At 60.1% G+C, this 22,427-nt stretch carries 21 protein-coding genes and 1 pseudogene; 16 read left to right on the top strand and 6 right to left on the bottom strand.

The features are described 5' to 3' along the window. Positions 1 to 18 precede the first annotated feature (18 nt). The 3 genes from OGV19_RS14480 to OGV19_RS14490 are packed head-to-tail and all read left to right on the top strand — an operon-like array spanning position 19 to position 4,394. Positions 19 to 1,626, top strand: a complete 1,608-nt coding sequence (locus OGV19_RS14480) for a carboxyl transferase domain-containing protein (RefSeq protein ID WP_264309406.1) — start codon at positions 19 to 21, stop codon at positions 1,624 to 1,626. Between the two features lie 3 nt (positions 1,627 to 1,629). Further along, a complete protein-coding gene (locus tag OGV19_RS14485) occupies positions 1,630 to 2,445 on the top strand; it encodes a gamma-carboxygeranoyl-CoA hydratase (RefSeq protein WP_264309407.1) in 816 nt (271 codons plus the stop codon). Continuing rightward, positions 2,442 to 4,394, top strand: a complete 1,953-nt coding sequence (locus tag OGV19_RS14490; RefSeq protein ID WP_264309408.1) for an acetyl/propionyl/methylcrotonyl-CoA carboxylase subunit alpha — start codon at positions 2,442 to 2,444, stop codon at positions 4,392 to 4,394. The genes OGV19_RS14485 and OGV19_RS14490 overlap by 4 nt, the downstream gene beginning before the upstream one ends. Positions 4,395 to 4,426: 32 nt before the next feature. Here OGV19_RS14490 and OGV19_RS14495 read toward each other — a convergent pair whose 3' ends face one another. After that, on the bottom strand, positions 4,427 to 5,125 hold the full coding sequence (locus OGV19_RS14495; RefSeq protein WP_264309409.1) for a LexA family transcriptional regulator: 699 nt from the start codon (positions 5,123 to 5,125) through the stop codon (positions 4,427 to 4,429). An 88-nt stretch (positions 5,126 to 5,213) separates the two neighbouring features. Here OGV19_RS14495 and OGV19_RS14500 point away from each other — a divergent pair, with 88 nt between their 5' ends. Both OGV19_RS14500 and OGV19_RS14505 read left to right on the top strand, forming a co-directional pair. Further along, entirely contained in the window at positions 5,214 to 5,513 is a 300-nt protein-coding gene (locus OGV19_RS14500; RefSeq protein WP_264309410.1) for a DUF6124 family protein, read from the top strand. Between the two features lie 445 nt (positions 5,514 to 5,958). Then, entirely contained in the window at positions 5,959 to 6,474 is a 516-nt protein-coding gene (locus OGV19_RS14505) for a DUF4880 domain-containing protein (RefSeq protein WP_264309411.1), read from the top strand. A gap of 20 nt (positions 6,475 to 6,494) precedes the next feature. On the opposite strand, the gene OGV19_RS14510 is transcribed toward OGV19_RS14505, so the two are convergent. Genes OGV19_RS14510 through OGV19_RS14525 form a run of 4 tightly spaced genes read right to left on the bottom strand, consistent with a single transcriptional unit; the run spans position 6,495 to position 10,918 of the window. After that, a complete protein-coding gene (locus OGV19_RS14510; protein ID WP_264309412.1) occupies positions 6,495 to 6,827 on the bottom strand; it encodes a DUF3325 domain-containing protein in 333 nt (110 codons plus the stop codon). After that, positions 6,824 to 8,344, bottom strand: a complete 1,521-nt coding sequence (locus tag OGV19_RS14515; RefSeq protein ID WP_264309413.1) for a PepSY-associated TM helix domain-containing protein — start codon at positions 8,342 to 8,344, stop codon at positions 6,824 to 6,826. Before OGV19_RS14515 ends, OGV19_RS14510 begins: the two co-directional genes overlap by 4 nt. Beyond that, positions 8,341 to 8,628 (bottom strand): iron transporter, encoded by a 288-nt coding sequence (locus tag OGV19_RS14520; RefSeq protein WP_264309414.1) that lies wholly within the window; start codon positions 8,626 to 8,628, stop codon positions 8,341 to 8,343. Before OGV19_RS14520 ends, OGV19_RS14515 begins: the two co-directional genes overlap by 4 nt. A gap of 49 nt (positions 8,629 to 8,677) precedes the next feature. Continuing rightward, on the bottom strand, positions 8,678 to 10,918 hold the full coding sequence (locus tag OGV19_RS14525) for a TonB-dependent siderophore receptor (RefSeq protein ID WP_264309415.1): 2,241 nt from the start codon (positions 10,916 to 10,918) through the stop codon (positions 8,678 to 8,680). A 239-nt stretch (positions 10,919 to 11,157) separates the two neighbouring features. On the opposite strand from OGV19_RS14525, the gene OGV19_RS14530 reads away from it, so the two are divergent. Both OGV19_RS14530 and OGV19_RS14535 read left to right on the top strand, forming a co-directional pair. Then, entirely contained in the window at positions 11,158 to 12,441 is a 1,284-nt protein-coding gene (locus OGV19_RS14530) for an arsenic transporter (RefSeq protein ID WP_264309416.1), read from the top strand. A gap of 123 nt (positions 12,442 to 12,564) precedes the next feature. Continuing rightward, on the top strand, positions 12,565 to 12,879 hold the full coding sequence (locus OGV19_RS14535; protein ID WP_264309417.1) for a type II toxin-antitoxin system RelB family anti-toxin transcriptional regulator: 315 nt from the start codon (positions 12,565 to 12,567) through the stop codon (positions 12,877 to 12,879). On the opposite strand, the pseudogene OGV19_RS14540 reads toward OGV19_RS14535, so the two are convergent. Next, positions 12,771 to 13,487 (bottom strand): annotated as a pseudogene (locus OGV19_RS14540) (hypothetical protein); the annotation flags it as partial. The gene OGV19_RS14535 and the pseudogene OGV19_RS14540 overlap by 109 nt on opposite strands. A 304-nt stretch (positions 13,488 to 13,791) precedes the next feature. Here OGV19_RS14540 and antA point away from each other — a divergent pair. From antA to OGV19_RS14585, 9 genes are all read left to right on the top strand, one after another. After that, a complete protein-coding gene (gene antA, locus OGV19_RS14545) occupies positions 13,792 to 15,195 on the top strand; it encodes an anthranilate 1,2-dioxygenase large subunit (RefSeq protein WP_264309418.1) in 1,404 nt (467 codons plus the stop codon). Between the two features lie 4 nt (positions 15,196 to 15,199). Next, positions 15,200 to 15,691, top strand: coding sequence for an anthranilate 1,2-dioxygenase small subunit (gene antB / locus OGV19_RS14550; RefSeq protein WP_264309419.1), 492 nt, complete (start codon positions 15,200 to 15,202; stop codon positions 15,689 to 15,691). 19 nt (positions 15,692 to 15,710) lie between these two features. After that, positions 15,711 to 16,730 carry an anthranilate 1,2-dioxygenase electron transfer component AntC gene (antC, locus tag OGV19_RS14555; RefSeq protein ID WP_264313946.1) on the top strand — a complete coding sequence of 340 codons (1,020 nt, stop codon included), beginning with the start codon at positions 15,711 to 15,713 and terminating at the stop codon, positions 16,728 to 16,730. A 125-nt stretch (positions 16,731 to 16,855) separates the two neighbouring features. Beyond that, positions 16,856 to 17,800: a PDR/VanB family oxidoreductase gene (locus tag OGV19_RS14560; RefSeq protein ID WP_264309420.1), complete on the top strand. Its 945-nt coding sequence runs from the start codon at positions 16,856 to 16,858 to the stop codon at positions 17,798 to 17,800. A gap of 21 nt (positions 17,801 to 17,821) precedes the next feature. Then, positions 17,822 to 19,168: an aromatic ring-hydroxylating dioxygenase subunit alpha gene (locus OGV19_RS14565; protein ID WP_264309421.1), complete on the top strand. Its 1,347-nt coding sequence runs from the start codon at positions 17,822 to 17,824 to the stop codon at positions 19,166 to 19,168. Next, the gene (locus tag OGV19_RS14570) at positions 19,158 to 19,691 is read left to right on the top strand and encodes an aromatic-ring-hydroxylating dioxygenase subunit beta (RefSeq protein ID WP_264309422.1); all 534 of its coding nucleotides are present in this window, start codon (positions 19,158 to 19,160) and stop codon (positions 19,689 to 19,691) included. The genes OGV19_RS14565 and OGV19_RS14570 overlap by 11 nt, the downstream gene beginning before the upstream one ends. Next, the gene (locus OGV19_RS14575; RefSeq protein WP_264309423.1) at positions 19,691 to 20,281 is read left to right on the top strand and encodes a cysteine hydrolase family protein; all 591 of its coding nucleotides are present in this window, start codon (positions 19,691 to 19,693) and stop codon (positions 20,279 to 20,281) included. Before OGV19_RS14570 ends, OGV19_RS14575 begins: the two co-directional genes overlap by 1 nt. After that, entirely contained in the window at positions 20,278 to 21,090 is an 813-nt protein-coding gene (locus OGV19_RS14580) for an SDR family oxidoreductase (RefSeq protein ID WP_264309424.1), read from the top strand. The genes OGV19_RS14575 and OGV19_RS14580 overlap by 4 nt, the downstream gene beginning before the upstream one ends. 3 nt (positions 21,091 to 21,093) lie before the next feature. Beyond that, a complete protein-coding gene (locus OGV19_RS14585) occupies positions 21,094 to 22,329 on the top strand; it encodes a dienelactone hydrolase family protein (RefSeq protein ID WP_264309425.1) in 1,236 nt (411 codons plus the stop codon). Positions 22,330 to 22,427: the final 98 nt, after the last annotated feature.

Here is a 22,427-nt window from a genome sequence, read left to right on the forward strand (position 1 = left end):
CACAAGGGACGGGCGCACATGGCTACCTTGCATACCCAGATCAACCCGCGTTCGGCGGAGTTCGCCGGCAACAGCGCGGCCATGCTCGAACAGGTTCAGGCCCTGCGTGGCCTGCTTGCGCACATCGCCCAGGGCGGCGGGCCCAAGGCCCAGGAGCGGCATACCTCGCGCGGCAAACTGCTACCGCGTGAGCGTATCGACCGCCTGCTGGACGCAGGCTCACCCTTCCTCGAAATCGGCCAACTGGCCGCCCATGAGGTGTATGGCGAAGACGTGCCCGCCGCGGGCGTGATTGCCGGCATTGGCCGGGTCGAAGGCGTGGAGTGCATGATCGTGGCCAACGATGCCACGGTCAAAGGCGGCTCCTACTACCCCCTGACCGTCAAGAAGCACCTGCGCGCGCAAACCATCGCCCTGCAGAACCGCCTGCCCTGCCTCTATTTGGTGGACTCCGGCGGCGCCAACCTGCCCCGCCAGGACGAAGTGTTCCCCGACCGCGAGCACTTCGGGCGGATTTTCTTCAACCAGGCCAACATGAGCGCGCTGGGCATCCCGCAGATCGCCGTGGTCATGGGCTCGTGCACCGCCGGTGGCGCTTATGTACCCGCCATGGCCGACGAAGCGATCATGGTCCGTCAGCAAGCCACCATCTTCCTGGCTGGCCCGCCGCTGGTGAAGGCCGCGACCGGCGAGGTGGTGAGTGCCGAAGACCTCGGCGGCGCCGATGTGCACTGCCGCATCAGCGGCGTGGCCGACCATTACGCCGACAATGACGAACACGCCCTGGCCCTGGCCCGGCGCAGCGTGGCCAACCTCAACTGGCACAAGCTGGGCAAACTGCAGTGCCAGGCGCCCATCGCCCCGCTGTACGCCGCCGATGAGCTGTACGGCGTGGTGCCAGCCGACGCCAAGCAACCGTTCGACGTGCGCGAGGTCATCGCCCGCCTGGTCGATGGCTCGGTGTTCGATGAATTCAAGGCCCTGTTCGGTACCACCCTGGTGTGCGGCTTCGCCCACCTGCACGGCTACCCGATCGCGATCCTGGCCAACAACGGCATCCTGTTCGCCGAGGCCGCGCAAAAAGGCGCGCACTTCATCGAGCTGGCCTGCCAGCGCGGCATCCCGCTGCTGTTCCTGCAGAACATCACCGGCTTTATGGTCGGCAAAAAGTACGAAGAAGGCGGCATCGCCAAGCACGGCGCTAAACTGGTGACTGCAGTGGCCTGCGCCCAAGTGCCGAAGTTCACGGTGATCATCGGTGGCAGCTTCGGTGCCGGCAACTATGGCATGTGCGGCCGCGCCTACGACCCGCGCTTGCTGTGGATGTGGCCCAACGCGCGCATCGGCGTGATGGGTGCCGAGCAAGCCGCTGGCGTGCTGGCCCAGGTCAAGCGCGAACAAAGCGAGCGCAGCGGCCAGCCGTTCAGCGCCGAAGACGAAGCCAAGCTCAAGCAGCCGATCCTCGACCAGTACGAGCACCAGGGCCACCCCTACTACTCCAGCGCCCGGCTGTGGGACGACGGCGTCATAGACCCGGCGCAAACCCGCGACGTGCTCGGCCTGGCGTTGTCCGCCGCGCTGAACGCCCCGATCGAACAGAGCCGCTTCGGCATTTTCCGGATGTGACCCATGAGCGATTTCAGCACCCTTGAAGTGGTCAAGGACCCTCGCGGCTTCGCCACCTTGTGGCTCAGCCGCGAAGACAAGAACAACGCCTTCAACGCCCAGATGATTCGCGAGCTGATCGTTGCCCTTGCCCAGATCGCCGAAGACAGCAGCCTGCGCTTCCTCGTGCTGCGTGGCCGGGGTCGGCATTTCAGCGCCGGCGCCGACCTGGCCTGGATGCAACAGTCCGCGCAACTGGACTTCAACACCAACCTCGATGACGCCCACGAGCTGGGCGAGCTGATGTACGCCCTGCACCGGCTCAAGGCACCGACCCTGGCCGTGGTGCAAGGCGCAGCCTTTGGCGGCGCCTTGGGCCTGATCAGTTGCTGCGACATGGCCATCGGCGCCGAAGACGCCCAACTGTGCCTGTCGGAAGTGCGCATCGGCCTGGCCCCGGCAGTCATCAGCCCGTTCGTGGTCAAGGCCATCGGCGAACGCGCCACGCGCCGCTATGCCCTGACCGCCGAGCGCTTCAGCGGTGTGCGTGCTCGTGAACTGGGCCTGCTGGCCGAGGTGTACCCCGCCCAGGACCTGGATGCCCAGGTCGAAGCCTGGGTGGCTAACCTGCTGCTCAACAGCCCGCAAGCCCTGCGCGCCAGCAAAGACCTGCTGCGCGAGGTCGACGACGGCGAGCTCAGCCCTGCCCTGCGCCGCTACTGCGAAAACACCATCGCCCGCATCCGCGTCAGCGCCGAAGGCCAGGAGGGCCTGCGCGCCTTCCTCGAAAAGCGCCGCCCTGCCTGGCAAACCGACGACAACAAGGAGCCGCGCCCATGAGCCGCACCCCGTTGACCACCCTGCTGGTCGCCAACCGCGGTGAAATTGCCTGCCGGGTGATGCGCACCGCCAAGGCCATGGGCCTGACCACCGTCGCCGTGCACAGCGCCACCGACCGTGACGCCCGGCACAGCCGCGAAGCCGATATCCGCGTCGACCTCGGCGGCACCAAGGCCGCCGAAAGCTACCTGCTGGTCGACAAACTGCTGGCCGCCGCCAAGGCCAGCGGCGCCCAGGCCATCCACCCAGGCTATGGCTTTCTTTCGGAAAACGCAGGCTTTGCCCGCGCCATCGAAGAAGCTGGGCTGATCTTCCTCGGCCCACCGGCCAGCGCCATCGATGCGATGGGCAGCAAGTCGGCGGCCAAGGCCCTGATGGAAGCCGCTGGCGTGCCCTTGGTTCCGGGCTACCACGGTGAGGCTCAGGACCTGGAAACCTTCCGCGCCGCCGCCGAACGCATCGGCTACCCGGTGCTGCTCAAGGCCAGCGCCGGTGGCGGCGGTAAGGGCATGAAAGTGGTCGAGGACGAAAGCCAGCTGGCCGACGCGCTGGCCTCGGCGCAGCGTGAGGCGCAGTCGTCGTTTGGCGATGCACGCATGCTGGTGGAAAAGTACGTACTCAAGCCGCGTCACGTGGAAATCCAGGTGTTCGCCGACCAGCACGGCAATTGCCTGTACCTCAACGAACGTGACTGCTCGATCCAGCGCCGCCACCAGAAAGTGGTCGAAGAGGCCCCCGCCCCCGGTCTGTCGCCAGCGCTGCGCCAGGCCATGGGCGAGGCCGCAGTGCGCGCCGCCCAGGCCATCGGTTATGTGGGTGCGGGCACGGTGGAATTCCTGCTCGATGCCCGTGGCGAGTTCTTCTTCATGGAGATGAACACCCGCCTACAGGTTGAACACCCGGTCACCGAAGCCATCACCGGCCTCGACCTGGTGGCCTGGCAGATCCGTGTGGCCTGCGGCGAGGCATTGCCGATCACGCAAGAGCAGGTGCCGCTGATCGGCCACGCCATCGAAGTGCGCCTGTATGCCGAAGACCCGGCCAACGAGTTTCTGCCGGCCACTGGCACGCTGACACTGTACCGCGAGTCGGCGCCGGGTGAAGGGCGCCGGGTCGACAGCGGGGTCAGCGAGGGGGATGTGGTGTCGCCGTTCTACGACCCGATGCTGGGCAAGCTGATTGCCTGGGGCGAAGACCGCGAGCAGGCGCGCCTGCGCCTGTTGGCGATGCTCGATGAATTCGCCATCGGCGGTTTGAAGACCAACATTGGCTTCTTGCGGCGCATCCTCGCCCACCCCGCGTTTGCCGATGCCGAGCTCGACACCGGGTTCATCCCGCGTCATCAGGCCGTTTTGCTGCCCGCTTCACAACCGCTGCCAGCGCCCTTCTGGGAGGCGGCGGCCGAAGCCTGGCTGCAGGGCCAGGCGGGCCAGCAACGGGACGACGACAACCGCTCGCCGTGGGCTGAGCGCAACGGCCTGCGCCTGGGCCTGCCGGCGCGCAGCAGCCTGCATCTGGCCAGTGCCGGGCAGGATCAGGCGGTGGCCCTCGAACGCAGCGCGCCGTCCACCTGGCAGCTTGATGGCGAGCACCTGGTGCACGATCAGGCTGGCGTGCGCCGTCAGCACCTGGCGCTACGCCGCGGCGGCACGCTGTACCTGCGCTGGGATGGCGAAATGCACGCCATCCAAGCCTTCGACCCAATTGCCGAAGCCGAGGCCAGCCACAGCCACCAAGGTGGCCTGGGCGCGCCCATGAACGGCAGTATCGTGCGGGTGCTGGTCGAGCCGGGCCAGGTGGTTGAGGCGGGTACGGCGCTGGTGGTGCTGGAGGCCATGAAGATGGAGCACAGCATTCGCGCGCCACATGCCGGGACGGTGAAGGTGTTGTTCTGCCAGGAAGGGGATATGGTCAGCGAAGGGACGGTGCTGGTCGAGCTGGTAGAGTGAGGTAACTGGGGCCGCACTGCGGCCCCAACAATCTAGAAGGACCCATGCACCCGCACAACCACCCCCAGAAATTCGCAGCCGTCTTCACACAGCAATGCAGGGTAGTTGCTGTTCAAGGCCTTCAGATACCGCTGCCCACCTTCCTCAGCCAACTCACGGAAAATCGCCGGTTTGCCCGGCTGACGAGCGATAACCAAACGCCCCGGCTCAACCTCCACGCCTGGGTCGACCAGCATCCGCATACCCTGCGGCACACTGCGGCCACTGACTGCACTCATCGCATCGTTTTCAACAGTCAGCCAGAACGCCTTGCCCTTGGCCATGTAGTCCGTCTGCTCAAATACGCCAGTCTCTGCTGCTTCTAGCTCCCCCCAACCCAGCACCGGGTAGCGGAAACACACGATGTATTGCATGAGGTCCAGGTCATCATCGGTGTCATCCACTTCATAGCTGCCGCGCTCCTCACCGACCTGACCCAGAATGCGCAATTGCAAGCTGACGTTGTAGTGGGGCATGCCAAGCTCGACGAACGTGCGGTTCATCGACTCGATCTTCGGCTGACGCCGCTTGTTCACCCAATGCCCTACGCTGCCCTGAGACACGCCAACGCGTTCGGCAAGTTGTTCTTGAGTGAGCCCAAGCTCCTCCATCCGGTCACGGACGAGGGCAATCCATTTATCCATATTCATCGCTGGCACGATACGGACTGCCTTCAGGCGCTCAATAAACATTCTGTATTATTTATCAGAAAGCGTGAAAATACTTTAGGTATTAGTATCGGCCTGAACCTTTTCCCTATTGGCATTCGCAGGTATCAGGATGAAACCACCGACAAATGACGAAACAGATCTCGACAGCGAAGCGGCCCGCCGCGCCCTCGACTACTACCTCAACCCCAACCCCCCGCGCCCCAGCATCGAGAACAAGATCTGGACCCTCCACGAAGGCGTAAGCGGTGAGCAAGCCCAGGAACACGCCATCGCCCTGCTCCGCTGCGCCGCCGCCACCGCACAGGAAACCGCCGTCCATCAGCAAGGCACCCAGCGCGAGCTGACCTTCGCATTGATGCACATGATGGACATGGCGCGCGCCCTGCTGGAGCACAAGCGCCCCGTGTAGACGGGGTGTAGGTAAAAACGAAGGGAGAGACGTGACGGCCGGGTAACGGCAAAGGCCCCGATTGCCGGGACAAGGAAGCGCATCGGTAGAACTTTTTTACCGAATTAGCGAAAATTCATTTGACTGGCAAATGATAACGATTATTATTGCACTCAGCTGATCGCGAGATCTGCTGGATAACCTGGAGCTTAGGTCGCTCTCAGATTATCTCCTCATCAGGCTAATCACGGTTTTTGACCCGGCTTTTTGCCGGGTCTTTTTTTTGGCTCTTCAGGCTAATGAAGATCGTGAATGGCCGGCATGATAGCAAAAGTGTGTCAGACCGTGAACGCTCATTACAAAACTTTGCGGAATCAGCACTTGAGAATCAATCTCGTTTCGCCTACGCTGATGACGCATCAAGGAAGATGCCCCCACACCTCCCCTTTTGAGCAAGGAGCTGTCCATGACACGTCTGCTGCTGCCCCTTGAGCACCCATCGCCAACCACCGAGCACGATGCTGACACCGCCCTGTTACATGACCTGAAACGGCTGCCCCGGCGCGTCCAGCAAGTGTTTCTGCTCAATCGCCTCGACCAACTGGATTTTGCCGGTATCGCTGCCCGGCTCGACCTGCCATTGGCGAGCATTGAGCGCCATATGAACCAGGCGCTGCAAGCAGGCCGCTCGCGCCGGGATGTGCTGGCGAGTATTGCCGGGCAATGGTACGTACGCCTGCAGAGCCCCCAGGTGACCGCCTGCGAGCGCATCGACTTTCGCCGCTGGCTGGATGCGGACCAAGCCAACTTGCTGGCGTTTCACGACACCGAACTGCTTTGGCGTAGCCTGCTGGCGCCAGCACGGCAGCTGGGTCAGGACGGTTGGTACCGGCAAGGTCGCGCGGCGCTGTCGTTAGGTGGGTGTTCGATTGCAGTGGGCCTTGGCATGGCTGCATTGGTGCTGTTCGGCTTTTGGGCCTGACAACGCATCAGCACCGCGAATCACACAAAGACGTACACCACCCCCCAAACAGGCACCGCCGTCGCCAATCCGACCGCCAGCCGCGGCCAGTAAGGCAGCAGCATCACCAATAGCATCCCCGACAACGACATCACGCCCAACCAGGCCACCGGCCCCATGGCCCAACCCCAGGCTTGCGCGCACAGCAGCAGGCTGGCCAGCAACGCGAGCCACCCCATGCCACGCAACCCCACGCGCAATGCACGTGGACAGGCCCGCTGCCATACCTGCTTGTAATGCCTTTCCAGCCCCTGGCACAGGCCGAGCATGCCGAGGTAGGCGAACACTACGCCACCTGTCATCCACATCATCATGCGCCCGCCTCCAGGTTACGCCCCGCCTTGACCTTGACGGGCGCCGGCACCGCTTGGTGCACTCGCCACGCCACCAGCCCCAACAGCATGCCCAGTACCAGGGCGCTGACCACAACCCCCAGGCGCATCGCATCCCCCACGCTGCCAAGCGCTCCCAAGCCAATGCACAGCATCGCCGCCATTACCAGTTGCTCGACCCAGGCCCGCTTCGCCGGCCTGACGCCAGCGTGCAACAACGCCAACAACCACACCCCGAAGAACGCGCGCACTTCCCAGCTTTCTCGTTGCACCAGTTCAACCGGCAGCACGCGGCTGGCCCACAGCAGGCCTACGCAGGCCAGCAGCAATCCGCTGATGAAGCCGACGTTGCACACTTCGGCCACCCGGAACCACCGCCGCGCCGAAACCTGGGTCGTGGCGCTGGCATACTTGCGCCCGCGCTTGACGCAAAACAGCACCAGCCCGCTGGCAATCATCACGCAGCTGACCAGCCCGCAGATGAAGTACAACCAGCGCATCGGGTAACCGCCGAACTGGGCAAAGTGCAGGCCGACCATTACCCGCTGGGTCAGAGGGGCCGCACGCCATTGCGGTACATCGCTGAGCAGCTCACCGCTGACGCCGTCGAAGACCATCGCCTGGCCCTTGGCGAGGGCGATACGGTTACCCAGCTCGGGGCGGATCTCGATGCGCGCACCGGCCGTGTTGGGGTTGCGGATGTTGAGGCCGCCAAGCGGCCCCAGCCGGGCCTCGGCCTGGGCCAGCAGCGGTGCCACATCCACCAGCTCGCCCGGTTGCCTGGCCTGGTGCCGTGGCTGCTCCAGGCGGGCATTGCCTTGCGCCTGGAAGTAAGCGCGGGTGTCGCCCTCGAACAACGCATCGACCCCTGCCGGGATGTAGATGAGCATGAAAATCACCAGCCCGGTGTAAGTGATCATCAGGTGGAACGGCAGCAACAGCACGGCGCTGGCATTGTGAAAGTCCAGCCACGAGCGCTGGCCCTTGTTGGGCCTGAAGGTAAAGAACTCCTTGAAGATCTTCTTGTGAATCACGATGCCGGTGACCAGTGCAGCCAGCATCACCAGCGCCAGCGCACCGACCACGAAGATGCCCCAGTTGCGCGGCAGGTCGAGGGTGAAATGGAAGCGGAAAAAGAAGTTGCCGCCGACGCTGTCACGCACCTCGATGGCCTCGCCGGTGCGTGGGTCGAGCTGCACGCCACCGCCATGGCGACGCTCGCCGGTGGACACGCGCAAGCCTGGCGAGCGCTCGGTGGGCAGGCTGATGCCCCAGTTGCCGGCCTGCGGTTCGTGGGCCTGCAGGTAGGCAACGGCCCGGCGCGCGGCATCGGCCTGAGACACCTCTGTTGCCGGGATCTCCGGCTGCATCCAGTGATCGAGTTCCTTGTCGAACACTGCCAGGGTACCGGTGACGAAGATCGCGAACAGCAGCCAGCCGAAAATCAGCCCGCCCCAGGTGTGCAGCCAGGACATCGATTGGGTGAAGGTGTTCTTCATGCCAGCCACCCCAGTGCCTGCGGCCAGAAACCGATCAATGCCAGCGGTGCGGCGAGGGCCAGCGGCGCCCAGGCGCGCACGGCGTCTCGGCTGGCAAAGGCCCAGAGGATTGCGCCGGTGTAGAAGATGAAGGCTGGCAGGGTCGCGACGATCACCGCGTCGGCGGGCGACAGCGGCAACAGCCGCGCCAGGCAGGCACTGGCGGCGTAGCTGAACGCGTAGCCGCCGAGCAGTGCGGCCGTGCTGCGGGAGAGGATCTGCAGCCAGGCGGGGGCTTGGATCATCGGGTATCCCTCAAGGATCATGGTTGGGGCTGCTGTGCAGCCCCAATACTCAGAAGGAAATGTTCAAGGAAGCAAACACCGCACGACCCGGCTGGTTGTAGGTGTTGGCCCCCGAGCTGCTGGCATTGCCACCGCGCAGGATCTGCTTGTCGAACACGTTGTTCACACCCACCCGCACGTCATAGTTGGCGTTGAACTTGTAGCCCGTGCTCACGTCCACCAGGCCGTAGGCTTCCACGTCCTGCTGCGCATCCTGGTCGTAGTTTTGCTGGGTGCGGTAGTTGTAGGTCGGCGACTTCTGCTTGCCGAAATAAGTGCCTGCCACCTGGAACGACAGCTTGTCGGTGGCGCGCCAATCGAGGGTGGTATTGACCGTGTACTCCGGGATCACCGACAGCGGCTCGCCTGTCTCGCGGCTGTCGTTGTCGAGCATCCAGGTCAGGTTGGTGTTCCAGTCCAGGGTTGGGGTCAGCTCGATGAAGAAGTTGCCCTCGATACCTTCCACACGTGCTTCGCCAGCGTTCTCCCACTGGGTCACGCGGCGGCCGCTGTTGATGGTGTAGAGCACATCGGTGTCGCCGATGATCTTGTTCTTGTAATCGTTGCGGAAGTAGGTGGCGCTGGTACGCCAGGTGCCACGGTCGTACAGCAGCCCGATCTCTTTGTTGACGCTGATTTCAGGCTTGAGGTCGGCGTTACCCTGCAGGTAGCAACCACCGGAGTTGCCCTGCTGCACGCTGCACCCGTTACCACGGCTGTAGAGCAGGTAATTGGGGTTGGACTGGTACAGGTTCGGCACCTTGTAGGCCCGAGCGATACCGCCCTTGACCGACAACGCATCGGTCAGCTTGTGCGACAGGTTCAAGCTAGGGCTGAAGTTGTCACCGAACGTCTCGTGGTGGTCAAAGCGCAGGCCCGGGGTGACAGTGGTGTCACCGACAATGATGTTGTCTTCGACGAACAGCGCGTAGCTCTTGGCGGTCATCTTCGAGTTGCTGCGGTCAAAGCCACTGATCGCGTCATTGCCACCGCCGCTCGGGTCGAAGCTCTGCGGGCGGAACGAGCCCTGATCATTGAGCGACTCGTACAGGTATTCACCGCCCAGGGTCAGCACATGTTCGGTGCTGCCCATGGCGAATGGCAGGTTCACTTCGCTGCTCAGGCGGGTATTGCGCAGCCGCGACATGGCCGCGCCGCTATCGTTGATCGCGCCTTCCGGGCCACCGGCCAGGCCTTCGTTAAGGCGCCAGTTGCGCACGTATTCATAGGCCAGCGTGGTCTTGCTGGTGCCCCAGGCGAAATCACCCAGGTGGGTCAGGTCGTAGGTGTTGCGCTGCATCACGTTGGTCTCGTGGCCATACAGGCTGGAGATCAGATCGACATTGCTGCCACCGTTGCTGTTCATGGTGTCGCCAGCATAAATGTTGCCTTGGCGGCTGTAGCCGGCGCTGGCTTCGAGGCGGTGCTCGTCATTGAGCTTCCAGCTCAACAGGCCGTTGATGTCCTTGTTGCGCACGCCTTCGCGGCCGGCCGACAGGGCACTGTTGGCATGGCTGGCGTTGATGTCCAGGTCGTCGGCGTCGGTCTTGGCCAGGCCACCGTACAAGCGGAACCCCAGGTTTTCGGTGAGGCCGCCGCCAAGGTTGAAGTTGGCACGGCGGCTGGCGCCCTCGGCGCTGTCTTCGGGCATCTGCGTGTACAGGCTGACGCTGCCTTTGAGTTCATCGGTCGGGCGCTTGGTGATGATGTTGACCACCCCCCCCATGGCACCTGAGCCGTAGCGTGCGGCGGCAGGGCCACGCAGGATCTCGATGCGCTCGACCGCTTCGGCCGGCACCCAGTTGGTTTCACCACGGGTGTCGCGGTCGCCGTTCCAGCCGTAGCGCACGGCGTTACGTGCGCTGGAGGGCTTGCCGTCGATGAGGATCAAGGTGTTTTCCGGCCCCATGCCGCGCAGGTCGATCTGCCGGTTGTTGCCGCGTGCGCCGCTGGCACTGTTGCCGGTCAGGTTGACCCCGGGCTCGCGACGGATCAGTTCAGACAGGTCATTGGCTGGGGGATGACGCTTGATGTCTTCTTCGGTGATGATCGACGAACCCAGGGCCTGCCGCGCTTCGCGCTCGGCGGTGACGAGGGTGTTCTGGATGACCAGGGCCTTTTCAGGCGCAGCCACTTCCAGCATTTCACCCGCGCGTGGCTCTTCGGCCTGAGCGGCGGTCGCGACCATGGCCGGCGACGCCAGCGCGACGAACGCCAGGGCCAGGCTGTTGGGTGAAGTTCTGGATTGCATCGGTACATCTCCTGCGATTCATGAGCAAAAAGGCACATCCCTGCCAGGAAGCCGGAGAGCCCTCGCCCACCGGCCTCACAAACACAAAGTGGGGCCAATAGGGTTGGTAAATATAGTGATTCTCAAATGAGTTTAAATCTTATTTACGAAACTTACATGTTTGTAACGGAACTTTGCTGAAACGCCCGCGCGTGCCCTACTCTGTCGCGGCTTGTTTGCCACTTCGAGACCCTGTGTTCATGCTCCCAGCCGCATTGATTTTCCTGTTTACCCTCACCCTGGTCATCTGGCAGCCCAAAGGCCTGGGCGTTGGCTGGAGCGCCACTTTCGGTGCTGTGCTCGCCCTGCTGTGCGGGGTGGTATCGCTGCACGACATCCCCACGGTCTGGGCCATCATCTGGAACGCCACGGCCACGTTCATAGCCCTCATCATCATCAGCCTGCTGCTGGACGAGGCCGGCTTCTTCGAGTGGGCGGCGCTGCATGTGGCGCGCTGGGCGCGGGGTGACGGGCGCCGCCTGTTCGCCTTCATGGTGTTACTGGGGGCAGCCGTGTCGGCGCTGTTCGCCAATGACGGTGCGGCATTGATCCTCACTCCGATCGTCATGTCGATGCTGCTGGCGCTGCGCTTCTCGCCTGCCGCGACCCTGGCCTTCGTCATGGGCGCGGGCTTCATCGCCGACACCGCCAGCCTGCCACTGGTGGTGTCGAACCTGGTGAACATTGTCTCGGCGGACTACTTCGACCTGGGTTTCAATGCCTATGCCTCGGTCATGGTGCCGGTGAACCTGGTGGCGGTAGCGGCCACGCTGTTGGTCTTGCGGCTGTACTTCGGCCGCGACATCCCGCTGCGCTACGCCACTGACGAGCTCAAGATGCCGGCCCTGGCGATCCGCGACCGCGCTACCTTCCGTGTCGGTTGGGTTGTGCTGCTGGCGTTACTGGCCAGCCTGTTCGTGCTCGAGCCTTTGGGCATCCCGGTCAGTGCCGTGGCTGCGGCCTGCGCGGCCGTTCTGTTCGCCGTCGCCGCCCGTGGTCATGTGATTTCCACACGCCGCGTGCTGCGTGAAGCGCCGTGGCAGATTGTGGTGTTTTCACTGGGGATGTATCTGGTGGTCTACGGGTTGCGCAATGCCGGCTTGACCGACTCGCTCGGCAGTGTGCTGAACTGGCTGGCCGGGCATGGCGTGTGGGCGGCTTCGTTGGGTACCGGCCTGATTGCCGCGCTGTTGTCGTCGGTGATGAACAACCTGCCCAGCGTGCTGATCGGTGCGCTGTCGATTCATGCCAGCGAGGCGCAGGGTGTAGTGCGCGAAGCGATGATCTATGCCAACGTCATTGGCTGTGACCTGGGGCCCAAGATCACCCCGATCGGTAGCCTGGCAACGCTGTTGTGGCTGCATGTGCTGGCGCGTAAAGGGGTCAGCATCGGCTGGGGGTACTACTTCAAGGTTGGGGTGCTGCTGACGGTGCCGGTGTTGCTGGTGACGTTGGCGGCTTTGGCGGTGCGGTTGAGTATTTGATAATGCTTGGGGCTGCTTCATCAACAACCAACTGATACAACCTCACGCTTCTTCATCTCGACCAAGCCAAGCAAAATCCCTACGTCAAAGACGTGGGGATGCAGATTGCAAAGGAGCTTACCTATGCCCCTGACTGAAAAAGAGCTGATGTTGCGCGATGCCACTCGCAACATCGGCGAAGAACTACTGGAATCCATCCGGGATGTGAAGGCTGGCCGCTACGGCGCTGTACGCCAGGTGGAAGTGACCGAAGCAGCCGAAGCCCGGAACAGAACCGGGCTGTCACAGCTCAAGTTTGCGCAGTTGCTGGGCGTCTCGGTGCGAACACTTCAAGAGTGGGAACAAGGCCGTCGCATCCCATCTGGCGCCGCCCGATCTCTCCTGCATATCGCAGCGTCTCGTCCAGACGTATTCCGCGAGGTTCTGCAGGGCCGATAAATCCGGGCTGGACCTGAGCTGGGTTGTCGGCGATGGGCTGAAAAGCAGCCCTCGGCAACCTCGTCCGGGTTGAACATGCCGGTACGGATGCTGACACGCATCTTGCTCGCCAGTGAACGCTGGCCACGCAGCTTCTCCGCGGCACGCATCACGTAGGTGGCCACCGCTTCCTTGATCGGTGCCTGCTCGGTCAGGCGCTTGCCGAACATACGGCTGCAGCAGATTTCCTGGCGTGGCGGCTCGATGTCGTGCAGTTGCAGGCACGGGCTACCCGCCAGTTCGCGTGCGGTCTTTTCCACCACCACGCTGAACGCCTTGCGCAACAAGCCCGGTGCGGCGCGGGACAGGTCCCAGGCCGTGCGGATGCCCATGCCCTGCAGGTGCGCGGTGAGGCGTTTGCCGATGCCCCAGACTTCGGACACGTCGCACTTCTTCAGCACCCACTCGCAATGCGACGCAACGCGCAGGTCGACCACCCCGCCGCTGTGAACGGCCCAGCGCTTGGCCGCGTGGTTGGCCAGCTTGGCCAGGGTCTTGGTGCCGGCGATGCCGACGCCCACGGGGATGCCGGTGTGCTTGAGCACCCGTTCACGGATGCAGCGGCCCAGTTGAATCCACAGCCATTAGCTGCCATTCGTAAATAGCAGTTAATGCCCAAAGCGAACAAACAGCAGGGGGCTAAGGACCGCAACTGACTAACCTCGTACCGTCCACGCAGGGTCAGTGTCGAAGCCGTCGCCGAATACCTGCCTCAGTATCCTGCCGCTCCGCTTCGTATTCGTATGTCTCGACTATACGAAGCCCCCTGTCCTTCCTAAGCGGACTTAACTCAGCAACAAACAGGATAGACCCGGATTCACCCTCTCCTTCTAAATAGACCCCATGCATAGCCACACAATGAGGATCATAAAAATGGGTCGCATGCGAGATATTGAGCAGTGGAAAGAATACGTCGAGAGCTGCCTGGATTTTCGAGGCGAGGAAGGTATCTATCGGGTAGCGCGTGACATGTTCACCGAGCCTGAACTGTTCGACCTCGAGATGGAGCTCATCTTTGAGAAGAACTGGATTTACGCGTGCCACGAAAGCGAAGTTGCGAATAAACATGACTTCGTAACGATGCGGGCCGGTCGCCAACCGTTGATCATCACCCGAGACGGCGAAGGGCAGTTAAATGCGCTGATCAACGCGTGTCAGCATCGCGGCACCACATTGACGCGGGTTGGCAAAGGTAATCAATCAACGTTCACCTGCCCCTTTCATGCTTGGTGTTACAAGAGTGACGGCAGACTGGTTAAAGTCAAAGCGCCCAATGAATATGGGGATGACTTCGACAAAGCCACTCGCGGTTTGAAAAAAGCACGAATTGAAAGCTACAAGGGCTTCATTTTCGTGAGTCTCGACGTGAACGGCACCGACACTTTGGAAGACTATCTGGGTGATGCGAAAGTCTTTTTCGACATGATGGTCGCTCAATCGCCAACGGGAGAGCTAGAAGTTCTGCCAGGTAAATCTGCCTACACCTACGACGGCAACTGGAAGTTGCAGAATGAAAACGGCCTTGACGGTTATCACGTCAGTACCGTGCATTACAACTATGTTTCAACCGTTCAACATCGCCAGCAAGTCAATGCATCGAAGGGACTTGCGTCGAGCGAAACGTTGGATTACAGCAAACTGGGCGCCGGCGATAAAGAAACGGACGATGGCTGGTTCGCATTCAACAATGGCCACAGTGTACTGTTCAGTGACATGCCCAACCCGGAAGTTCGCCCAGGTTACGCGACGATCATGCCACGCCTCGTCGAAGAGTACGGCCAAGACAAGGCCGAGTGGATGATGCACCGCCTCAGGAACTTGAACGTTTACCCCAGCATGTTCTTTCTTGACCAGATCAGTTCTCAACTCAGGATTATTCGACCTATCGCCTGGGACAAGACTGAAGTCAACAGCTTCTGTCTGGGCGTCAAGGGCGAGTCCGATGCGGATCGGGAAAACAGGATTCGACAATTCGAAGACTTCTTCAACGTTTCAGGAATGGGAACTCCTGATGACCTGGTGGAGTTTCGTGAAGCCCAGCGCGGCTTTCAGGCCCGCCTGGAACGCTGGAGCGATATCTCGCGCGGACGTGACAAGTGGGTCACAGGTCCGACCCGCAATACCGAAACCATTGGTATTTCACCAGCGATGATCGGGGCAGAGTTCACCCACGAAGGCCTGTATGTGAATCAACATGGCAACTGGCAGAAGTTTCTGCTCAATGGCCTTGCACGCAAGGCCGCCGAAGCCGAATCGCTCAAACTCAAAGAGGTCTAAGCAGATGAGTGCAGAACTTCAGTACCGGGTCGAACAATTCCTGTACAAAAAATCAGAACTTTGCGATGCCCAGGAGTGGGATGCCTATCTGACGCTGTTCAGCGAAGAAAGCGAATTTCATTTGCCGCAGTGGGATTCGGAACACGTATTTACCCAAGACCCCAAAAGAGAAATGTCGCTGATTTATTACCCCAACCGCGGTGGCCTTGAAGACCGAGTCTTCCGACTGCGCACGGGCAAAGCGGCTTCAGCCACGCCGATGCCGCGCACGTTACATATGATCAGTAATGTTCGCATCAAAGCGTTGGGTGGCGGCGTACTGGAAGTGCTGACGAACTGGCATACGCTCTATTATCGCCATGCCACCTCCGAGCAGTTCTACGGAAGAGCAACTTACACGTTACAACCGAACGGTGACAGTTGGTTGATCTCCAGAAAACATACCGTATTGCTCAACGACACGATCAATTCGGTCCTGGATTTCTATCACCTCTGATTCATTGAACGAAAGGTTAATCATGTACAAGGTCGCGTTGAACTTCGCCGATGGCAAAACGCTTTTTTGCCCCGTTCTGCCTAACGAAATTTTATTGGACGCTGCATTGAAAAGCGGAATCAAGATCCCCCTTGATTGCCGCGAGGGCGTTTGCGCGACCTGTCAGGGACGCTGCGAGTCTGGCAGTTACACGCAAGACTACGTTGATGAGGAGGCGTTGTCTGAGCAAGACTTGGCAGAACGCAGGATTCTGTCGTGCCAGACCCGTGTCCAGTCAGACGCGTCTTTCTATTTCGATTTTGATTCGAGCCTGTGCAACAGCGAAGGAACCACGGAGATCATCACGACGGTCAAAGAAGTGGTTCACGTTTCGGCCGGCACTGCCATTCTGCGGACCACGGTTGAAGGCGACACTTCTCTGAACTACCTGCCCGGTCAATATGCAAGGTTGCAGATACCTGGCACGGAACATCGCCGTTCCTATTCTTTCGCCTGCGCACCCGGCACGCAAACACTTGAGTTTCTGGTGCGTCTGCTGCCGGACGGGGTGATGAGCAACTACCTGCGTGAGCACTGCAAGCCCGGCGACACAATCGCCATGGAAGCACCTTTGGGAGCGTTTTATCTCAGGCACATCGACCGCCCAATCGTGATGATGGCTGGAGGTACGGGCCTCTCAGCCTTCCTGGGCATGCTTGATCAACTGGCGGAAAAGGGAGGGGCCGGGTTTCCGGTCCACCTCTATTACGGCGTGCGAACAGAACAGGACCTGTGCGAACTGCCACGTCTGGCGGCCTATACACGCACCGTCGAGAAGTTTGAATTCACGCCTGTCCTCAGTGAATCAGACGGCGACTGGCAGGGAAAGTGCGGGTTTATTACCGATCACCTCGCACTCTATGAAGCCACCGACATGCCATTCGATATGTACATTTGCGGTCCACCGCCAATGGTTGAATCGATTAAACAGTGGCATCAAAAGAGCGGCCAGACATCAGCACGCATCTACCTCGAAAAGTTCACGGAAAGTAATACGTAAACGCCAACCGGCGCCCTGGCGGGAGTGCCCTGTGTTTAGGCACGCCGCTCGATAAGAGCAATGAGCCGATATCAATTGCCTCGTTCAGACGCGCCGTTATTGTCATAAGCGTACAGAGTGTATCTATGTCTACCTTATCGTTGATTATCAAAGATCTGGAGCGTCTGACCCCACGTATACGCCGGTTGGTACTGGCCGCACCTGATCAATCATCCTTGCCCACCTTCACGCCCGGCGCTCATCTGGAATTGCATATTCCAGGTGAAAAGAAACAAAAGCGGGCCTATTCGATCGTTAACGCGTCTGCCGAAGATCATTACGAGATCGCTGTGCAGCTGGATGAGCAGAGCACAGGCGGTTCAAAGTGGGTCCATGATTTGATCATTGGGCAAGTGGTTGAGGTCGAACGGCCTCGCAATCACTTTCCACTGGTCAGTGACGCAAAGCACTCTCTCTTGATTGCTGGCGGCATCGGTATTACGCCCATGCTGAGTATGGCTCGCGCTCTGGCGCAATCGAACCAGAACTTCACGTTGCACTACGCTGGCCGCGATGCCGCGCACATGGCCTACCTCGAAGAAGTGCAGTGTTTTGGCGATAGCCATTGCTGGATCAGTGGGGGTGACAGCAGCAAGCGCTTTCCCGCCGCTACCGTGCTGGCTCACCCCACCGAGGGGGCGCACTTATACATCTGCGGGCCGAACGCGATGATCACATCGGTGCTTCAAGTCGCGCGCGAGTCGGGATGGCCGGAAGAACAGCTTCATTACGAGTTGTTCTCGGGAGCCCTTCAGGAAGAAGGCGATCAAGGATTTGAAGTCGAACTGACCGTTAGCGGCGTATCACTTCAAGTCGCACCTGACCAAACCCTGCTTGACGCAATGATCGGTGCGGGCCTGGACCCGCTCTTCGATTGTCGTAGAGGCGACTGCGGCGTTTGCGTCACTCAGGTGATTTCAGGCGAGGCCGACCATCGCGATATTTGTCTCTCGGCACGTGAGCACGCCGACGGAGCATTTTGTACGTGCGTATCTCGTGCCCGTTCTCAAAAACTGGTCCTAGAACTCTAATAACTATCAGGAGAGAAAGTGATGATTCCGACTAACGAACAAATCTCGGACCTGGTCCGGGACGACAGCGTGCACAAGAGTGTTTACACCGACCCTGTCTTGTTCAAACTCGAGATGGAGCGCATCTACGGCCATGCGTGGATTTACGTAGGTCATGAAAGTCAGGTCAAGAACCCGGGTGACTACCACACCACCCGAATTGGTGATCAGGATGTCGTCATGGTTCGTGCGGCCGACGGCAAGATAAACGTGCATTACAACCGTTGCCCTCACAAAGGCGCAAAACTCGTCGCAGACGGCGACGGTAACGTAGGCAAGTTTTTCCGGTGCCCCTATCACGCCTGGACATTCAAGCTCGACGGCAAGCATTTGTCCGCGCCCTTGAAGAGTGGCTTCGAAGGCACTTGTTACGACCCCAAGCACCCTGACTTTTCCATGGTGAGCGTGGCGCGTGTCGACAGTTACAGGGGGTTTGTTTTCGCCAGCCAGGCCTCTTACGGGGAAGATCTGAAAACCTTTCTCGGTGGTGTGGTCAGCTCGATAGATAACATGTGTGATCGCTCACCGGTCGGTGAACTTGAAGTGGCTGGCGGCATATTCCGCGTCCAGCAACGTTCCAACTGGAAGGTTTTCTACGAAAATCTCCACGACACCATGCACGCCCGAGTCACGCATGAATCGTCTGTGGATGCCGCTCGCGGTGAAGCAGAGGCCATCGGGGAAATGCCGTTCGAACTGTTAATCATGGACGGCAACGGCGAGCCCTACGATTTCTGGGAAAAGCTGGAACTGAGGGCCTATCACAACGGCCACGGCTACATGGAGGCGATCTTCGATCCGGGTGCGGCAGAGCGGGACGAAGTGTCACGCGCACATTTCGAATGCCTGAGCGAAGCGTACGGCGCTGATCGTGCTCGCGAAATCATGGGCATGAACCGGCATAACACCGTGATCTACGGCAGCGGTTCTCCGCACACCGTGTTCATGCAGTTCCGGGTGATCCGGCCGTTGTCGGTGGATAAAACCATGGTCGAAATTCAGACGTTCCGATGCAAGGGCGCACCCGATGTGGTCTTTGATCGCGCACTGACCTACGCCAACGTCATTAACTCGCCGTCCTCGAATGTGATGCCTGACGATGTGGAAGTGTATGCCCGTTGCCAGGAAGGGAACATGACTCGCGGCGGAGACTGGATCAGCATGCATCGCTACGCCGGCACCGACACCCTCCTTGAAGACGGCGCAGTCTCCATCAACGGAACCAGCGAACTTCCGATGCGCAATCAGTTTGCCGCGTGGAAAAAGTTCATGACCGGAACCCTCATCGCCAAGGAGAGCAACTATAAGGAGAACAACCATGTTGCTTGATCGCACATTCAATGTGAACACCACCCAACTGACGTCGATCATCGTTGATGAAGCCTCCGTGCGGTCTATCGAACAATTCATTTACAAGGAAGCTCGGCTGCTGGATTCCTGGCGTTTCTGGGAGTGGGACAAATTGTTCACCGATGACGGCATGTACTGGGTGCCTCATAAACACCATCAGGAAAATCCCTTCGACCATATTTCGCTGTTTTGGGAAAACCGCATGCTTCGGGAAACCCGTATTCGTCGGGTCGAGAATGCGCGTAACTGGTCTCAGCAGCCGCAAACTCAAACGGCACATCTGGTGGGAAATGTGTGCATTGAAGGGCGGGATGAAGATCAGGCGCTGGTCGTCAGTGCGAGTTTCCAAGCCACCGAATGGCGCCTGGATCAACGCCAACTCGCGGGACGTTACACCTACAAACTGATGGGCAATAAGGATGACGGCTGGAAAATCAAACTCAAGCGAGTCGACCTGGTGAACTGCAATGACGTGTTCGCTAACCTAGAGGTATTCATCTGATGGACCGGCCAGTGGTCATGGCGCTCCATTATCAAAATGACGTACTTCATGATGATGGGCGCATCAAGGTCGGCCTGGATGATTGCGAAGACAGAGACCGGCTGATCAAAGCAGCGAGCGCGTTACTTCGTGCGGCCCGCAAGAACGACTGGCCGATCATTCATGTACGCGTTGCCTACCGGGGGAATTATTCCGACCTGATTGCCAACGCGCCCATTCTGGAAAACGTCAAACGCATAGGCGCCGTCATCGAAGGGGCGTGGGGCGCCGAGTTTTACGATGCTCTCGCCCCTTTTGAGAATGGCAAGGAATATGTGATCACCCACAAGCGCATCAGTGCCCTCCATGGCACCCATGCCGAAGTGCTGTTGCACGCGTTGAATGCTCGGACGCTGATCATCGCAGGTGTCGCCACACACTCTGTTGTGGAAAGCACTGTCCGACACGCCGTCGACTGCGGCTTCAACGTCATTGTGCCGAGCGACGCCTGCTCGGCCGCTGACCCAGACGCTCATCAGGCCTCGTTAAAGAGCATGGCACTGATCGCCACCATCACACGCGTCGCTGAACTGACAGAGGTCATGAAATGAGCCTTGAAGGCAAAGTCGCAATCGTAACGGGCAGCACACAAGGGCTGGGATTCGATATCGCCCGGGTCATGATTGCCCAGGGTGCGGAAGTCATGCTTGTCGGTCGCAGCGGCGTCGCGGGTCGCCAACTTGCCGAATCACTCGGTCCATTGGCTGCGTTTACCCAATGTGACGTCGAAAACGACGAGGACATCGATGCCTGCATCGACAACACGCTCCGCCTGTTCGGAAAGATAGACATTCTGGTCAACAACGCCTGCATCTACGACGATCAAGGTCTCCAGTCCACGCGTGAGGCGTGGCACAAGAGCCTAAATGTCAACGTTGTGTCCGCCGCCATGTTCGTTCAGAAAGTGGCGCCTCTGCTCCCGCCAGGTAGCACGATCATCAATATCACCAGCACCGGCGGGAAGTTCGGGGCAGCCGGAAGAGCGCTTTACCCAGCGTCCAAAGCAGCCATGTTACAGCTGACGAAAAACTTCGCCGTCAGCCTGGCCGACCTGGGGATTCGTGTGCTCAGCGTCTCGCCTGCCTGGACATGGTCACCCAGTGTCGCCCTGCTGACAGATAACGATATCACGCTGGCAGACAAGGTCGGTGCCGAGTTCCATCCGCTCGGGCGCGTAGGCCGTGGAGATGAAGTTGGCAATGTGGTGGCGTTTCTATGCTCGGCCGGCGCTTCCTGGATGACGGGTGTCGATGTCCCGGTCGACGGCGGCTTCTCGATTCTCGGCCCTGATAGGGGGCTTTCTCCGCGTGTCTGGTTCCAGCGTCATACCGATTCCAAATCAGCCGACCAAGAGGAATAAACAATGGGCGAATTTATCGATGTTCAAACGCGGGACAACGCGCAGACATTTCGCGCATACCTGGCGGTTCCAGCGAGTGGCAGCGGCCCCGGTCTGGTGATGGGGCAGGAGATCTTCGGCATCAACGCAAACATGCGCGCCGTCGCAGACCACTATGCAGAAGAAGGCTACGTCGTTCTGGTCCCTGATCTGTTCTGGAGAATGGAGCGGAACGTGGACCTAGGCTACACCCAGGAAGACTTCGCGAAAGCCATCGACCTGTTCCAGCGCATGGACGTGGACCTGGCCGTCAACGATATCGCCGCCTGCTTCGCCCGGCTCGAAACGATGAGTCAGGTCAAAGGTAACGGCCTGGGCTACGTCGGGTTCTGCATGGGCGGAAAGCTGGCCTACCTGACGGCAACACGGACCAACGCTGCCTGCTCCGTGGGCTACTACGGCATGGGGATTGAAAACTATCTGGATGAGGTCGCCCAGATCGAAGGTCGTCTCGTGCTGCACTTCGCTGAAAACGATGATTACTGTGATGTGAACGCGCGTGATCAGATCTCGGCCGCCCTGAAAGGCAACACCAGCGCCGAGATGTACGTCTACCCCGGTGTCGGTCATGCGTTCGCCAGGGCCGGAAGCAACCACTTCGACAAGCCCGCTGCACTGATGGCTCACGAGCGAACCATTGCGGCCTTGAAGCGCGAGATCGGTCCGCATTTCAATCTTTCAGACCTGTGGGACGAGCACGTCAAGCACGAGTTCGAAACCCGCGACGTCCCCGCGACAATGGCCACGATGGTCGCTGAACCCTATGTCAATCACATCCCGACCATGACCGGGGGCGTCGGAAGCAAGCAGCTCAGCCGCTTCTATCAACATCACTTCGTTCACGGCAATCCACCTGACATGAAGCTCATTCCGCTCTCGCGCACGGTGGGTGCCCTTCAGATTGTCGATGAATTCATCATGAGTTTTACCCACACCACCGAAATCGACTGGCTGCTCCCGAACGTCGCCCCGACCGGCAAATATGTTGAGATACCCATGCTGGGCGTCGTGAGATTTCGTGGTGACAAGCTCTACCACGAACACATCTACTGGGACCAGGCCAGCATACTGGTTCAGGTCGGTCTGTTGAACCCTGAGGGGCTGCCTGTCGCCGGCGTCGTTACCGCTCAGAAGCTGCTCGACGAAACGCTTCCTTCCAACACGATGATGAACAACTGGAAGAACAGCGAACCGGTCTGACCTGACCGGTTACGCTCCGCCGCCTCATCGACCTTGATAACAAGAACACCGTGGCTTATGCCCGGCATTAAAAACAGGCACTTTAAAAACATAGGTAG

This window comes from Pseudomonas putida, from assembly GCF_025905425.1.
Taxonomy (GTDB): domain Bacteria; phylum Pseudomonadota; class Gammaproteobacteria; order Pseudomonadales; family Pseudomonadaceae; genus Aquipseudomonas; species Aquipseudomonas putida_AF.

What these genes read in the sequence shown, in the direction of transcription:
- OGV19_RS14480 (WP_264309406.1), top strand. Translation starts at nt 19, where the DNA reads ATGGCTACCTTGCATACCCAGATCAACCCGCGTTCGGCGGAGTTCGCC.
- OGV19_RS14485 (WP_264309407.1), top strand. Translation starts at nt 1,630, where the DNA reads ATGAGCGATTTCAGCACCCTTGAAGTGGTCAAGGACCCTCGCGGCTTC.
- OGV19_RS14490 (WP_264309408.1), top strand. Translation starts at nt 2,442, where the DNA reads ATGAGCCGCACCCCGTTGACCACCCTGCTGGTCGCCAACCGCGGTGAA.
- OGV19_RS14495 (WP_264309409.1), bottom strand. Translation starts at nt 5,125, where the DNA reads ATGTTTATTGAGCGCCTGAAGGCAGTCCGTATCGTGCCAGCGATGAAT.
- OGV19_RS14500 (WP_264309410.1), top strand. Translation starts at nt 5,214, where the DNA reads ATGAAACCACCGACAAATGACGAAACAGATCTCGACAGCGAAGCGGCC.
- OGV19_RS14505 (WP_264309411.1), top strand. Translation starts at nt 5,959, where the DNA reads ATGACACGTCTGCTGCTGCCCCTTGAGCACCCATCGCCAACCACCGAG.
- OGV19_RS14510 (WP_264309412.1), bottom strand. Translation starts at nt 6,827, where the DNA reads ATGATGATGTGGATGACAGGTGGCGTAGTGTTCGCCTACCTCGGCATG.
- OGV19_RS14515 (WP_264309413.1), bottom strand. Translation starts at nt 8,344, where the DNA reads ATGAAGAACACCTTCACCCAATCGATGTCCTGGCTGCACACCTGGGGC.
- OGV19_RS14520 (WP_264309414.1), bottom strand. Translation starts at nt 8,628, where the DNA reads ATGATCCAAGCCCCCGCCTGGCTGCAGATCCTCTCCCGCAGCACGGCC.
- OGV19_RS14525 (WP_264309415.1), bottom strand. Translation starts at nt 10,918, where the DNA reads ATGCAATCCAGAACTTCACCCAACAGCCTGGCCCTGGCGTTCGTCGCG.
- OGV19_RS14530 (WP_264309416.1), top strand. Translation starts at nt 11,158, where the DNA reads ATGCTCCCAGCCGCATTGATTTTCCTGTTTACCCTCACCCTGGTCATC.
- OGV19_RS14535 (WP_264309417.1), top strand. Translation starts at nt 12,565, where the DNA reads ATGCCCCTGACTGAAAAAGAGCTGATGTTGCGCGATGCCACTCGCAAC.
- antA (WP_264309418.1), top strand. Translation starts at nt 13,792, where the DNA reads ATGGGTCGCATGCGAGATATTGAGCAGTGGAAAGAATACGTCGAGAGC.
- antB (WP_264309419.1), top strand. Translation starts at nt 15,200, where the DNA reads ATGAGTGCAGAACTTCAGTACCGGGTCGAACAATTCCTGTACAAAAAA.
- OGV19_RS14560 (WP_264309420.1), top strand. Translation starts at nt 16,856, where the DNA reads ATGTCTACCTTATCGTTGATTATCAAAGATCTGGAGCGTCTGACCCCA.
- OGV19_RS14565 (WP_264309421.1), top strand. Translation starts at nt 17,822, where the DNA reads ATGATTCCGACTAACGAACAAATCTCGGACCTGGTCCGGGACGACAGC.
- OGV19_RS14570 (WP_264309422.1), top strand. Translation starts at nt 19,158, where the DNA reads ATGTTGCTTGATCGCACATTCAATGTGAACACCACCCAACTGACGTCG.
- OGV19_RS14575 (WP_264309423.1), top strand. Translation starts at nt 19,691, where the DNA reads ATGGACCGGCCAGTGGTCATGGCGCTCCATTATCAAAATGACGTACTT.
- OGV19_RS14580 (WP_264309424.1), top strand. Translation starts at nt 20,278, where the DNA reads ATGAGCCTTGAAGGCAAAGTCGCAATCGTAACGGGCAGCACACAAGGG.
- OGV19_RS14585 (WP_264309425.1), top strand. Translation starts at nt 21,094, where the DNA reads ATGGGCGAATTTATCGATGTTCAAACGCGGGACAACGCGCAGACATTT.